Below are 13,470 nucleotides of genomic sequence, written 5' to 3'. Positions count from 1 at the left end.
CGTCCACGTCCACGCGCACTCAGCCATCTGGAGTGAGTCATGAAGCCTGCCATGATCGTGACACGTGCCCTTCTGACCGCGGCCGTCACGTTCTCCTTGAGCTCCCTCGCGATCCTCCCCGGTTCGGCAGCCGCGCACAGCCCGGCGGCCGGAAAGGTCTATTACGTCGCTCCGCACGGCGACGACGGCGCCGCGGGGACGCAGGCCGCTCCCTGGGCGTCGATCGCCCACGCCCAGACCGTCGCCGAGGCGGGCGACACGGTCTACGTCCGGGGCGGCACCTATTCCCATACCCATGGGATCGCCGGCTGCGAGAGCCGGACGGACCGGGTCGACGCGATCCGCCTGGACAAGAGTGGCAGCCCGGGCAACCCGATCCACTACCGGGCCTATCCGGGAGAGAAGCCGGTCTTCGACTTCTCCGGCATGAAGGACGACTGCCGGATCAAGGGCTTCGACGTCACCGGAGACTGGATCCACATCAAGGGGCTGACCGTCACGGGGGTGCCGCAGAACAACGATCTGAACCACGAGTCCTGGGGGATCTGGATCTCCGGGAGCAACAACACCTTCGAACAGATCGACGCCTACGGCAACATGGGGCCCGGCCTGTTCATCCAGGACGGCGGCGGCAACCTCGTCCTCAACTCGGACTCGCACGACAACTACGACCCGCACAGCTCGGGCGGGGCCGGTGAGAACGCCGACGGGTTCGGTGCGCACATCTCGGCCGGTCATCCCGGGAACGTGTTCCGTGGCTGCCGCGCCTGGTGGAACTCCGATGACGGGTTCGACCTCATCGACGCCTATTCATCCGTGACCATCGAGAACTCATGGGCGTGGCGGAACGGATACGTACCGGGGACGACCACGGGTTCAGGCAACGGAAACGGCTTCAAAGCCGGTGGTTACGGTGGCGACTTCGACCCCGATGCGGTCAAGCACACCGTCCGCTTCTCGGTGGCATTCGACAACAGGGCAGCGGGCTTCTACGCCAACCACCACCCGCTGGCGAACGACTTCTACAACAACACCGGCTACGAGAACCACCCCGACTTCAACATGCTCGGAGTCTCCCCGAGCGGTGCCGGCGTCGGGCTGGGCCATCTGCGCAACAACGTCGCCTACCGGGGCACCCTGCTGTCGAACATGACGGGTGCCGACGATGCGGACAACTCCTGGAACCTGGGAGTCACCCTGTCGGACACGCAGTTCCAGAGCGTGTCGACGTCCGGCTGGGACGCGGCCCGCGGAGCCGACGGCAGCCTGCCCGAGCAGGCCGGCCTCCGCCCCGCGGCCAAGAGTGTCCTGATCGACAAGGGTGTCGACGTCGGCCTGCCCTACAAGGGCCGGGCGCCGGATCTCGGTGCCTTCGAACACCCCGGCGGCACCGTCTAGGGGCCGCAGACCGTCCTGCTGCGCCGGGCGGGCGGGACTTCTCCCCGCCCGCCTGCAGCGTCAGCGGCGCTTCCGCCACTGCCTTTGACGTCCGTCAGCAGGATGCTCCCAGCGCGACGGCACGATCCAGGGCGGGCACGGCATCAGCAGATGCGCGGGAGCTGCTCGCCGACCGGCAGGTCCACCACCCGGGTCCCGCCGAAGCGGGACCGGGCCAGCACCCCACCGGGATGATCCGCCACACAGTGGCCGATGACGACCGCACCCGAGCCGCAGGGATGGGCCCGCATCGCGGCCAGCACCGCGTCCGCGTCCGCGGCCGGAACGCACGCCACCAACCGGCCTTCGTTCGCCACGTACAGCGGGTCGAGCCCGAGGAACCCGCAGGCGCCGGCGACCGGCTCCGGTACCGGGACCCGGTGCTCGTCGATGACGATGCCGGTGCCGGAGGCCGCGGCGATCTCGTTGAGCGTGGTGGCGAGCCCACCGCGGGTCGGGTCGCGCAGGACGTGCAGATCGGCCGCGACCTCCAGCATGCTGCTGACCAGACCGCCGAGCGGCGCGGTGTCGCTGGCGACGTCCACCCCGAACTCCAGGCCCTCGCGCACGCTCAGGATGGCGATGCCGTGCATGCCGATGGGCCCGCTGACCAGCACCGCGTCGCCGGGCACCGCACGCTGGGGGCGGATGTCGACGCCGTGCGGGATCAGACCGATGCCGGACGTGGTGACGTAGACGCCGTCTCCGTGCCCGGCGTCCACCACCTTGGTGTCGCCGGTGACGACGGTGACACCGGCCGCCCGCGCCGCCGCCCCGATCGCCTCCGCGATCCGCCCCACCACCGCCAGCTCCGTGCCCTCCTCCAGGATGAACGCGCACGACAGGAAGGCCGCGCGCGCCCCGGACATGGCGAGGTCGTTGACGGTGCCGTTGACCGCGAGGTCGCCGATGCAGCCGCCCGGGAAGAACAGCGGCCGTACGACATAGGAGTCGGTGGACAGCGCGATCCGGGCGCCGCCCAGCTCCACCGCCGCGGAGTCGGTGAGGTCCGCGAGCACGTCGTTGCCGTACGCCGGCGCGAACAGGTGCTCCATCAGCTCCGCGGACAGGGCGCCGCCTCCGCCGTGGCCCATGACGACCACGCCCTGGTCGCGCAGCGGTGCCGGACAGGCCCAGGCGCTCGGGTCGAGCACGGTGTCAGCCAACGGGGGTCGCCTCCTCGGTGCCGGCCGTCCGAGCGGCGCGCCGGGTCGCGGCGGCCGGTTGCAGCCGCCGGTAGTGGTAGTACGCGGCACAGGCCCCCTCGCTGGAGACCATGGTCGCGCCGAGCGGGGTACGCGGCGTGCACAGCGTGCCGAACGCGGCGCACTCGTGCGGCTTGAGCAGCCCCTGGAGGACCTCGCCGCTGCGGCACACGGCGGGCTCCTCGGTCGTCACCCCGGTGACCTGGAAGCGGTGCTCCGCGTCGAAGGACCGCCACGCCGGCGCCAGACTCCAGCCGCTGCCCGGGATCCTGCCGATGCCCCGCCAGGCCCGGTCCGCGGGCACGAACACCTCCGCGAGCAGGGCGAGCGCCGCCGGGTTGCCCGCGTCACGCACCGCGCGCGGATACGCGTTGTCCACCCGGTGCTCACCGCGTTCCAGCTGGTGGACGGCGCGCCGGATGCCCTCCAGGATGTCCAGCGGCTCGAAGCCGGTGACGACGATCGGCACCCGGTACCGCTCGGCCAGCGGCGGGTACTCCGCGAGGCCCATCACGCTGCACACATGGCCCGCCGCCAGGAACCCCTGCACCCGGCACCGGGGCGCACGCATGATCGCCTCGATCGCGGGCGGCACCCGCACGTGTGAGACCAGCATGCTGAAGTTGCGCAGCCCGAGACGGCGGGCCTGGTGCACCGCCATCACGTTGGCGGGCGCGGTGGTCTCGAAGCCGATGCCGAAGAAGACCACCTCGCGGTCCGGGGTGCTCCGGGCGATCCGCACGGCGTCCAGCGGCGAGTACACCACCCGGACGTCCCCGCCCGCGCTCTTCACCCGGAACAGGTCCCGGTCCGTGCCCGGCACCCGCAGCATGTCTCCGAAGGAGCAGAAGACGACCTCCGGCCGGGACGCGATCGCCAGCGCCTTGTCGATCATCTCCAGCGGTGTCACGCAGACCGGGCAGCCGGGGCCGTGGATCAGCTCCAGTCCGTCCGGCAGGAGCTGGTCGATGCCGTGCCGGATGATCGAGTGCGTCTGGCCGCCGCACACCTCCATCAGCGCCCAGGGCCGGGTGACGGTGGCCCGGATGTCGTCCAGCAGCCGTGCCGCCAGCGCCGGGTCGTGGAACTCCTCGATGTACTTCATCGTGCGTCCTCCGGTACGGGGCCGGGGCCGGGGCCGCCGGCCGGGCGTGGCGGGGCGGCGGTCGTGGCCGGCGCGGCGGGCGGCACGGGAGCCCCCGCCTCCGCCGCGGCCCGCTCCCAGGCGTCGCCGAACTCCTCCTCCAGCGCGCCGATACGGCGGAAGAGGTCCAGGGTGGCCAGCGCCGACTCCTCGTCCAGGCGCTGCAGGGCGAAGCCGACGTGGACGATGGCGTAGTCGCCGACCTCGATGTCCGGCAGGTAGGCCAGGCACACGTCCTTGACCACACCGCCGAAGTCGACCTTCGCCATGAGGGTGCCGTCCCGTTCCTCAGTGGCCACCACTCTGCCGGGCACTGCCAGGCACATGGGCCCTACCTCCTCGGGGTGCGGGGTGTTGTGCGGGATGGTGGACGGTCGCGGCGCCGCCGGGCCCGCACTGCTGCCGGCGGGCCGCGACCAGGAGCTGACCGAGCGCCAGTCCGCCGTCCCCGCAGGGCACGGCCCGGTGCCGCAGCACGGTGAACCGCTCGGCCCGCAGCCGGCGGGTGCACGCCTCCTCCAGCAGGGCGTTGGCGAACACCCCGCCGGTCAGCGCGACGGTGCCCACGCCTGTCGTGCCCCGGGCGGCCCGGCAGGCGCCCGCGACCGCGTCGGCCACGGCGTGGTGGAAGCGGGCGGCCAGGACGCCGGCCGGGGCGCCCGCGCGCAGGTCGTCGGCGAGGGCGCGCAGTACGGGCGCCGGGTCGAGCCGGCCGTCCGCGGTGCGCCCGAACGCGGGGGCCAGCCCGCAACCGTCCATCTCGGGGACCGCGCACGCCTCCAGCTCGACGGCCGCCTGCGCCTCGTACCCCGCTCGGTGGCAGACCCCCAGCAGCGAGGAGACCGCGTCGAAGAGCCGGCCCATGCTGGAGGTGGGCACGCAGGCGATGCCGCTCTCCAGCTGGCGCCGCAGCACCTGGCGCTCACCGACCGGGCAGGCCGCCACGCACGGCAGGCCCGGGGACCAGTCGATCCCCGCGGCCCGCAGGTGCGACAGGGCCATCCGGTACGGGCGGCGCACCGCGGCGTCCCCGCCGGGCAGCGGCACACAGGCCAGCCGGGTCAGCCGCCGGTAGCCGGCGTAGTCGGCGAGCATGATCTCGCCGCCCCACACCGCGCCGTCGTCCCCGTAGCCCGTGCCGTCGAACGCGACACCGATCACCGGCGAGCGCCCGTCGAGGCCCGCGTCGCCCATCGCGGAGGCGATGTGCGCGTGGTGGTGCTGCACCTGGTGCAGGGGGCGGCCGCGGGCGGTGCGGCGGGCCCAGCGCACGGAGTGGTAGCCGGGGTGGCGGTCGGCGGCCAGCAGTTCGGGGCGGACTCCGGTGAGGGTGCCCAGATGGTCGAGCGCCTGGTCGAGGACCCGGACCCCGGCGGGGTCCGCCAGGTCGCCGATGTGCTGGGAGAGCCATGCGGACCGGCCCTCGGCCAGGCAGAACGCGTTCTTGAGGTCCCCGCCGACCGCCAGCGACGGCGGCACGTCGAAAGGCAGCGGCACCGGCTCCGGCACGAACCCCCGTGACCGGCGCACGAGCAGCGGTGTGCCGTCCGGCCGGACCCGCAGCACCGAGTCGTCGCACGGCGTGACGATGCCACGGTCGTGCCCGAGCCACGCGTCGGCGATGCCGTCCAGTCGGGCCAGGGCCTCGGCGTCGTCCGTGACGATGGGCTCCCCGGAGCGGTTGCCGCTGGTCATCACCAGCACCCGGGGCCCGAGGGGGTCGCCGGGGAGCCCGAAGAGTAGGTGGTGCAGCGGGGTGGAGGGGAGCATCACGCCGATGTCCGGGCTGCCGGGGCAGACGCTCCCGGCGAGCACCGGCCGACCGCGGGCGCCCGCGGGCTCGCGAGCGTCCCGCACCCCGCCGGGCTCGCGGACACCCCCCGCCCGAGCGGGCTCACCGGTATCCCGCACCCCGGCGCACCCGCGCGTCACGGCGACGTCGTCGAGCGCGGTGCGTGCGCCCGCCGCGGCGCCTTCGCCGGACCCGGCACTTTCGCCGGACCCGGCTCCCTCGTCGGATGCGGACCGCCCCGCCGCCGCACCGTCGCCGGCAGAAGCCCCGTCGCCCGGGCCGCCCCTCGCCGCCGCGGCGCGCCGCAGCAGTACGACGGGGCGCCGTCTGCCCGTCAGTTCCCGGGCCTCGGCCGGGGTGACCGGGGCGAGCGTACGGGCGGTGGAAAGGTCGGCGGCCAGTACGGCGAACGGTCTGCTGCCGCGTTCCTTGCGGGCCCGCAGCCGGGCCACCGCGGCCTCGTCGACCGCGTTGCACACCAGGTGGTAGCCGCCGATGCCCTTCACGGCGAGCACCGCACCCCCGGCGAGCAGCTCCCTGGCGCGGGCCAGCGCCGCATCGCCGGCCAGCCGCGCGGCGCCGTCCGCCGTGCGCAGAGACAGCCGGGGGCCGCAGTCGCGGCAGGAGACGGGCTGGGCGTGGAAGCGCCGGTCGCCGGCGTCCGCGTACTCGTGCGCACACCGCTCGCAGAGCGGGAAGCGGGCCATGGTGGTGGCCGGGCGGTCGTACGGCAGGCCGGTGACGATGGTGAAGCGCGGCCCGCAGTGGGTGCAGGTCACGAACGGGTGCCGGTACCTGCGGTCGGCCGGGTCCGACAGCTCCGCCGTACAGGCGTCGCACACGGCGGCGTCCGGCGGGACCAGGGTCCGCCCGGCGCCCCGCTCGGACGGCCGGATGACGAACTCGGGCGCACCGCCCCTGGGCGGCAGCGGGCACCGGGTCACCCCGGTGACGGCGGCGAGCGGCGGTGCCTCCGCCCGCACCCGTTCGCAGAACGCCCGGACCTGCTCCGGCGCGCCCTCCACCTCGGCCACCACACCGGCGGCGTGGTTGGTGACATGGCCGCCGAGACCCAGACTCCCCGCCAGGCCGTGCACGAAGGGCCGGAAACCCACACCCTGCACCACACCGCTGATGGTGAGCCGCAGCCGGACCACCCCGGCCACCCCGGCCACCCCGGCCGTCCCGGTCACCTCGGCCGTCCCGGTCACCTCGGCCACCCCGGCCACCCCGGCCGTCCCGGTCACCTCGGCCGTCCCGGTCACCTCGGCCACCTCGGCCACCCCGGGCGGCCCCTGGTCCGTATCCGCCTCGGCCACGGTCTCCCGCGCGGCCGCCGCCCCGGGCCCCACGGCTACCGGACCTCCGCGGTCCCGGCGCGCTGCGTACCGCCCGGCGCGCCGGCCCCGGGACCGTGCTCGGGGTGCCCGGTCGCCTTGTCGTCCCGGTGCTCGCCGTGCCCGTGCCGGAATCCGCTCAGGTGCCGTTCCGCCAGCAGGGGCCGATGGGGCGGCGTCCCCCGGCACACCGCCGTCACCCGCTCCACCAGCGCCTCGACGCCCTCCCCGTGGCGCGCCGACGTCCTGACGATCTCCACCCCGGGGTTGACGGCCGCGACATGGCGCTCGAACGCCACCGTGTCGAACTCGGCCGCTGCCAGCAGGTCCGTCTTGGTGAGCACGACCAGATGGGCGAGGCCGAAGGCGGACGGGTACTTCAGGGGCTTGTCCTCGCCCTCGGTGACCGACATCAGCGTCACCCGCAGGCTCTCGCCGAGGTCGTACGCGGCGGGGCAGACGAGATTGCCGACGTTCTCCACGAAGAGCACCTCGGTGTCCGCCGGGAGCCAGCCGTCGAGCTGCGCACGCAGCTGCGCGCACTCCAGGTGGCACAGCCCGCCGGTCAGCACCTGCCGCACGGGTGCTCCCGAGCGGGCGAGCCGCCGTGCGTCGTTCTCGGTGGCGAGGTCGGCGGTGAGCGCGGCGACCCGCGTACCGCGCTCGGCGCAGCGCCGCAGCAGGGCCTCCAGAAGTGCCGTCTTGCCGCTGCCCGGGCTCGACAGCAGGTTGACCAGCACGGTTCCACGGGCCGCCAGGTCGGCGCGCAGGGCCGCGGCCAGCGTGTCGTTCTCGGCGAGTACCGCCTGCCGGACATCGACGACTCGGCACATCAGGGGGCTCCTTCATCCAGTTCGACGGCGGTGATCTCCAGCTCCCGGCCGCTCACCACGCCCGAGGCGGGCGTCTCGCAGTGCGGACACCACAGGAACGGGGGAGTGCCCACCGCGAAGGTGCTGCCGCACGGCGTGCAGCGGGCCCGGGCGGGGACGTCCTCGACCAGCAGCACCGCCGCGTCGGCCGCCGTGCCCGCCCGCGCCAGCTCGAACGAGAACCGCAGCGCGTCCGGGACCACCCCGGCCAGCTCGCCCACCCTGATCCGCACCGCCGCCACGGTCGCGTCGCCGTGCCGCCGCGCCACCTCCTCGGCGCGCTCGACGAGGGCGGTGGCGATCGACAACTCGTGCATGGTGCTCGTCGCTCCCGCCGGGTGGAGAGGATGCAGGGTCTCGGGACGTGCGCTACGGGGGTGGGGCGGCGTGCGGCGTGCGGTACGGGGCGCCGCGGGGTGCCCCGCACGGGCGGGTGTGGGGCACGGCTCGGCGCCCGCGGCCGGATACCGCGGGCCGGCACCGCGTCCGGCCGGACGACGGCGACGCGTCCCACATGGCGACCCGTGTCCCACTCGGCGGCGCCATGTCCCACTCGGCGGCGCCGCGTCCGCTCACTCTAGGAACGGCCGGCGCACCGCACCGGCGCGCACGCCCCCGTGTGCGGCTGTGTTCCCCCGTCCGGCGCAACTGCCCACCGGTATCGGCCGGGCCGCACCGGAAGTCGGCTCATCACACGGCACGATCCCTGTGTCGCGCCCGCACCGCCGCGGGCCGGCCCGGCGGTCCGCGGCGCCCCGTCCGCCGAGGGCCTGCCGTGGCGCAGGCGCCACCCGGCGCCGTCGTGGACGCCGGGACGCCGAGGGCCGCCCGGCCGGCGCCCCGGCACCCCCCGAACCCGACGCGGCACACGTCACCAGGAGGTCGTGGTGCGGATCCTGCTCATCGCAAGCGCGTTCAACAGCCTGACCCAGCGGGTGCACGCCGAGCTGCGCGACCGGGGACACACCGTCGCCCACGCCGTGGTGCGTGACGCCGGCGGCGCCCGGGCCGCGGTCGACCGGCACGACCCGAAACTGATCATCGCCCCCATGCTGCGGATCGCCCTGCCCAAGGACGTGTGGTCGCGCCGCACCTGCCTGATCGTGCACCCCGGGCCACCCGGCGACCGGGGCCCCTCCTCACTCGACTGGGCGATCCAGGAGGGTCAGGCGGCCTGGGGCGTCACCGTCCTGCAGGCGGACGCCGAGCTGGACGCGGGCGACATCTGGGCCTCCGCGTCCTTCCCGATGCCGACGGCGGCCAAGAGCGACATCTACCGCGGGGAGGTGGCCGACGCGGCGCTGGAGGCGGTGATGCTCGCCGTGGGCCGGTTCGCCTCCGGCTCCTACCGCCCGCGTCCGCAGCAGGACCTCCAGGTGCGCACCAGGTCGGCCCTCGACCAGGCACGGCGCCGCATCGACTGGAAGGAGGACAGCACCGCCACCGTGCTGCGCACCCTGCGCGCCGCCGACTCGCGGCCCGGCGTCCTCGACGAACTGCTCGGCGAGGAGTGGTACCTGCACGGCGGCCACCCCGAGGACCAGCTGCGCGGCCGGCCGGGCAGCCTGCTGGCCACCCGCGCCCAGGCGATCTGCCGGGCCACGGCGGACGGCGCCGTGTGGATCCCGCAGCTCAGGCCGCGCCGGGTGCCCGGCGGCCCGGCGACCTTCCGGCTGCCCGCCACGCTCGCGCTGGACGACCGGCTGCCGCCGCTGCCCGAGGTGCCTGCGCCGCTGGAGATGCCCCCGAGCCGCCGCACGTACAGCGAGATCCGGTACCACGAGGAGGCCGGCGTCGGCTTCGTCAGGTTCGCCTTCCCCGGCGGCGCGATGAGCACGGTGCAGTGCCGCAGGCTGCTCGCCGCCTACCGGTTCGCCTGCACCCGGCCCACCCGGGTGCTGGTGCTCGGCGGTGCCCGGGACTTCTTCTCCAACGGCATCCACCTGAACGTCATCGAGGCCGCCGGCAACCCGGCCGACGAGTCCTGGGCGAACGTCCAGGCCATGGACGACGTGGTGGAGGCCGTGCTCACCACCACCGACCGGCTGGTGATCGCCGCCCTGCCCGGCAACGCGGCCGCGGGCGGCGTGATGCTCGCCCTCGCCGCCGACGAGGTGTGGTGCAGGTCAGGCGCCGTGCTCAACCCGCACTACAAGCTGATGGGCCTGCCAGGATCCGAGTACTGGACCTACACCCTGCCGCGCCGGGTGGGCCCGGAGACCGCGGAGAGCCTGACCCGCGACACCCAGCCGGTCAGCGCGGCCGCCGGGCGCCGTCTCGGCCTGGTGGACCAGGTCCTGGTCAGCACCCCCGGCGCGTTCGCCGCCCAGGTCGCGGCCCGTGCCGCGGAACTGGCCGACGACCCACGCACCCACCAGCGCATCACCGACAAGAAGAAGACCCGGGCCCGCGACGAGGCCATCAAGCCGCTCGCCTCGTACCGGGCGGAGGAACTCGCCGCGATGCGCCGCGTCCTCTACGACCCGACCGCCCCTTACCACGCCCTGCGCCGGGCCTTCGTCCGCAAGGAACCCCCGCCGCGCCCCGGACGGGGCCGCGGCGCCGCTGCGCCATCCGGGGGAGACGGGAAGCCGAACATCGGATTGTAGCGATATGGGTGGTATGTGAGATTGGGCGATATGCACCGGATCGCGACCCACCGGCCGTGGACCCGGTGGCAGCCGAAGGGACGGCCTCATGCAGACGGAGACAGCCACCACCACGCCGGCCGCCGGCCTCGACGAGGTGCACATCCTGTGGACCTCCGAGGGCATGAGCTGTGACGGCGACACCGTCTCGGTGACCGCGGCCACCCTGCCCAGCCTGGAGGACGTCCTGCTCGGCGCCGTCCCCGGCCTGCCCAGGGTCCACCTGCACAACAAGGTCCTCGCCTACGAGACCGGCGAGGACTTCCTCACCCCCTTCCGCCGGGCGGCGGAGGGCAATCTGGGCCCGTTCGTCCTCGTCGTCGAGGGCTCCGTCCCGAACGAGGAGATCAACGGCGAGGGCTACTGGTCGGCGATGGGCAACGACCCGGAGACCGGCGAGCCGATGACGCTCAACCGGTGGATCGACCTGCTCGCGCCCAAGGCGTGGGCGGTCGTCGCGATCGGCACCTGCGCCACCTACGGCGGCATCCACGCCATGGCCGGCAACCCCACCGGCTGTATGGGCCTCGCCGACTACCTCGGCTGGGACTTCCGCTCCGCGGGCGACCTGCCGATCGTCAACGTGCCCGGCTGCCCCGTCCAGCCGGACAACTTCACGGAGACCCTGCTGTGGCTGCTGCACCAGGCGGCCGGCCTCGCCCCCACCATCCCGCTGGACGACCAGCTCCGTCCCACCTGGCTGTTCGGCAAGACCGTGCACGAGGGCTGTGACCGGGCCGCCTACTACGAGCAGGGCGACTTCGCCAAGGACTACAACTCTCCCAAGTGCATCGTGAAGGTCGGCTGCTGGGGCCCGGTGGTCAACTGCAACGTCACCAAGCGCGGCTGGATGGACGGCATCGGCGGCTGCCCCAACGTCGGCGGCATCTGCATCGGCTGCACCATGCCCGGGTTCCCCGACAAGTTCATGCCGTTCATGGACGAGCCGCCCGGCGGCAGCGTGTCGTCGGGCCTGATGAGCGCCTACGGGCCCTTCGTCCGGGCGCTGCGCTCGGTCACCAACGCCACCGTCAACAAGGAACCCCGGTGGCGCCACAAGGAGCCCGTGCTGACCAGCGGTTACGAACCGCGCTGGACGGGACGCGGCTGAACCCGCGCGGGCCGCCCGCCCCTGCCGCCCGTCCTGCCGACTGCCGCCCGGCACCGGCCTCCTCCCCCCGCCCCCGCAGCACCGCACGGCCACCCGCGAGAGGAACCCCCACGTGGCGACCGCCCAGAACACCCATGCGGCCCGGCAGCCCGACCTGACCGGCCGCGACCTGACCGAGGTGGCGTTCGACCCCATCACCCGGATCATCGGGAACCTCGGCATCTACACCAAGATCGACTTTCCCGCTCGGGAGGTCGTGGAGTGCCGCAGCACGTCGTCCCTCTTCCGCGGCTACAGCGTCTTCATGAAGGGCAAGGACCCGCGCGACGCCCACTTCATCACCAGCCGCATCTGCGGCATCTGCGGCGACAACCACGCCACCTGCTCCCTGTACGCCCAGCAGATGGCCTACGGCGTCAAGCCCCCGCCGCTCGCCGACTGGATCGTCAACCTCGGCGAGGCCGCCGAGTTCATGTTCGACCACACGATCTTCCAGGACAACCTGGTCTTCGTCGACTACTGCGAGCGGATGGTCAAGGAGACCAACCCCGGTGTGCTCGAAAGGGCCGAGCGCACCGCTGCCCCGCGCGGCGACCAGCACGGGTTCAGGACCATCGCCGACATCCTGCGCTCCTTCAACCCCTTCGAGGGCCGGACCTACAAGGAGGCCCTCCAGCTCAGCAGGCTCACCCGGGAGATGTGCTGCCTGATGGAGGGCCGGCACGTGCACCCCTCCACGCTCTACCCGGGCGGCGTGGGCACGGTCGCCACCCCGCAGGTCTTCACCGACTACCTGGTGCGCCTGATGCGCGCGATGGACTTCGTCAAACGCGCCGTCGCCATGAACGACGACGTCTTCGACTTCTGGTACGAGGCGCTGCCCGGCTACGACCAGGTGGGCCGCCGCCGCACCCTGCTGGGCTGCTGGGGCAGCTTCCAGGACCCCGACGTCGTCGACTACGACTACCGGCACATGAACGACTGGGGCAAGGCGATGTTCGTCACCCCAGGCATCATCGTCGACAACGAGCTGGTCACCAACGACCTCGTCGACATCAACCTGGGCATGCGCATCCTGCTCGGCAGCTCCTACTACGAGGACTGGGCCGCCGAGGAGACCTACGTCGACAAGGACCCGCTGGGCAACCCCGTCGACAAACGCCACCCCTGGAACCAGACCACCGTGCCCAAACCGCAGAAGCGCGACCTGGACGGCGGCAAGTACAGCTGGGTGATGAGCCCCCGGTGGTACGACCGGCGCACCGGCGACCACCTCGCGCTCGACACCGGCGGCGGCCCCCTCGCCCGCCTGTGGTCCACGGCCCTCTCGGACAGGGTCCGCACCCCCTACGTCCGCTCCACCGGGCACAGCGTCGAGATCGACCTGCCCAGGACGCCGTCCACGCCCGAGGTGCGCCTGGAGTGGAGCCCGCCGCCCTTCCCCAACACCCTGGAGCGCAACCGCGCCCGGATGTACTTCGTCGCCTACGCCGCCGGCATGGCCCTCTACTTCGTCGAGCGCGCCCTCGCCGAGGTGCGCGCCGGGCGCACCAAGGTCTTCGAGGACTTCAAGGTGCCCAAGGAGGCCATCGGCGTCGGCTTCCACGAGGCGGTGCGCGGCGTCCTCTCGCACCACCTCGTCATCCGCGACCACAAGATCGCCAACTACCACCCGTACCCGCCCACCCCCTGGAACGCCAGCCCCCGCGACCACTTCGGCACCCCGGGCCCCTACGAGGACGCCGTCCAGGGCATGACGATCTTCGAGGAGAACGGGCGGGAGAACTTCAAGGGCATCGACATCATGCGCACCGTCCGCAGCTTCGACCCCTGCCTGCCGTGCGGGGTGCACATGTACCTGGGCGGCGGCAGGACCGTCACCCGCAGCCACACGCCCACGCTCGGCACCCTTGCGTGAGAGGAG

At 73.4% G+C, this 13,470-nt stretch carries 10 protein-coding genes; 4 read left to right on the top strand and 6 right to left on the bottom strand.

Translation table 11 applies throughout. The features are described 5' to 3' along the window. Positions 1-51: 51 nt before the first annotated feature. Positions 52-1,398, top strand: a complete 1,347-nt coding sequence (locus tag ACSMXW_RS00595; RefSeq protein ID WP_485803086.1) for a right-handed parallel beta-helix repeat-containing protein — start codon at positions 52-54, stop codon at positions 1,396-1,398. 143 nt (positions 1,399-1,541) lie between these two features. Here the strand turns inward: ACSMXW_RS00595 and hypE are convergent, their stop codons facing one another. From hypE to hypA, 6 genes are all read right to left on the bottom strand, one after another. Continuing rightward, positions 1,542-2,531 (bottom strand): hydrogenase expression/formation protein HypE, encoded by a 990-nt coding sequence (hypE, locus tag ACSMXW_RS00590; RefSeq protein ID WP_485808541.1) that lies wholly within the window; start codon positions 2,529-2,531, stop codon positions 1,542-1,544. Between the two features lie 64 nt (positions 2,532-2,595). Beyond that, complete coding sequence (gene hypD / locus ACSMXW_RS00585; RefSeq protein WP_485803084.1) at positions 2,596-3,747, bottom strand: hydrogenase formation protein HypD; 1,152 nt, start codon at positions 3,745-3,747, stop codon at positions 2,596-2,598. Further along, entirely contained in the window at positions 3,744-4,112 is a 369-nt protein-coding gene (locus ACSMXW_RS00580) for a HypC/HybG/HupF family hydrogenase formation chaperone (RefSeq protein ID WP_485803083.1), read from the bottom strand. Before ACSMXW_RS00580 ends, hypD begins: the two co-directional genes overlap by 4 nt. Further along, entirely contained in the window at positions 4,075-6,897 is a 2,823-nt protein-coding gene (locus ACSMXW_RS00575; protein WP_485803081.1) for a carbamoyltransferase HypF, read from the bottom strand. The genes ACSMXW_RS00580 and ACSMXW_RS00575 overlap by 38 nt, the downstream gene beginning before the upstream one ends. A gap of 35 nt (positions 6,898-6,932) precedes the next feature. Next, a complete protein-coding gene (hypB, locus tag ACSMXW_RS00570; RefSeq protein ID WP_485803079.1) occupies positions 6,933-7,748 on the bottom strand; it encodes a hydrogenase nickel incorporation protein HypB in 816 nt (271 codons plus the stop codon). Then, positions 7,748-8,104: a hydrogenase maturation nickel metallochaperone HypA gene (gene hypA / locus ACSMXW_RS00565; protein WP_485803078.1), complete on the bottom strand. Its 357-nt coding sequence runs from the start codon at positions 8,102-8,104 to the stop codon at positions 7,748-7,750. The genes hypB and hypA overlap by 1 nt, the downstream gene beginning before the upstream one ends. Positions 8,105-8,674: 570 nt before the next feature. Between hypA and ACSMXW_RS00560 the strand changes: the two genes are divergently transcribed. From ACSMXW_RS00560 to ACSMXW_RS00550, 3 genes are all read left to right on the top strand, one after another. Next, complete coding sequence (locus ACSMXW_RS00560) at positions 8,675-10,396, top strand: hydrogenase maturation protein (RefSeq protein WP_485803076.1); 1,722 nt, start codon at positions 8,675-8,677, stop codon at positions 10,394-10,396. Positions 10,397-10,484: 88 nt separating this feature from the next. Next, positions 10,485-11,546, top strand: a complete 1,062-nt coding sequence (locus tag ACSMXW_RS00555; protein ID WP_485803074.1) for an NADH-quinone oxidoreductase subunit B family protein — start codon at positions 10,485-10,487, stop codon at positions 11,544-11,546. A 154-nt stretch (positions 11,547-11,700) separates the two neighbouring features. After that, complete coding sequence (locus ACSMXW_RS00550; RefSeq protein ID WP_485808539.1) at positions 11,701-13,464, top strand: nickel-dependent hydrogenase large subunit; 1,764 nt, start codon at positions 11,701-11,703, stop codon at positions 13,462-13,464. The last annotated feature ends 6 nt before the right edge of the window (positions 13,465-13,470 follow it).

It is taken from the genome of Streptomyces sp. DSM 116793, assembly GCF_057320905.1.
Note: the sequence above shows the minus strand (reverse complement) of the source record. Positions and strands in the feature narration are given on the sequence as shown.

Excerpts from the sequence above, each read along its gene's own strand:
- ACSMXW_RS00595 (WP_485803086.1), top strand. The coding sequence starts at position 52 with ATGATCGTGACACGTGCCCTTCTGACCGCGGCCGTCACGTTCTCCTTG.
- hypE (WP_485808541.1), bottom strand. The coding sequence starts at position 2,531 with ATGGGCCACGGCGGAGGCGGCGCCCTGTCCGCGGAGCTGATGGAGCAC.
- hypD (WP_485803084.1), bottom strand. The coding sequence starts at position 3,747 with ATGAAGTACATCGAGGAGTTCCACGACCCGGCGCTGGCGGCACGGCTG.
- ACSMXW_RS00580 (WP_485803083.1), bottom strand. The coding sequence starts at position 4,112 with ATGTGCCTGGCAGTGCCCGGCAGAGTGGTGGCCACTGAGGAACGGGAC.
- hypB (WP_485803079.1), bottom strand. The coding sequence starts at position 7,748 with ATGTGCCGAGTCGTCGATGTCCGGCAGGCGGTACTCGCCGAGAACGAC.
- hypA (WP_485803078.1), bottom strand. The coding sequence starts at position 8,104 with ATGCACGAGTTGTCGATCGCCACCGCCCTCGTCGAGCGCGCCGAGGAG.
- ACSMXW_RS00555 (WP_485803074.1), top strand. The coding sequence starts at position 10,485 with ATGCAGACGGAGACAGCCACCACCACGCCGGCCGCCGGCCTCGACGAG.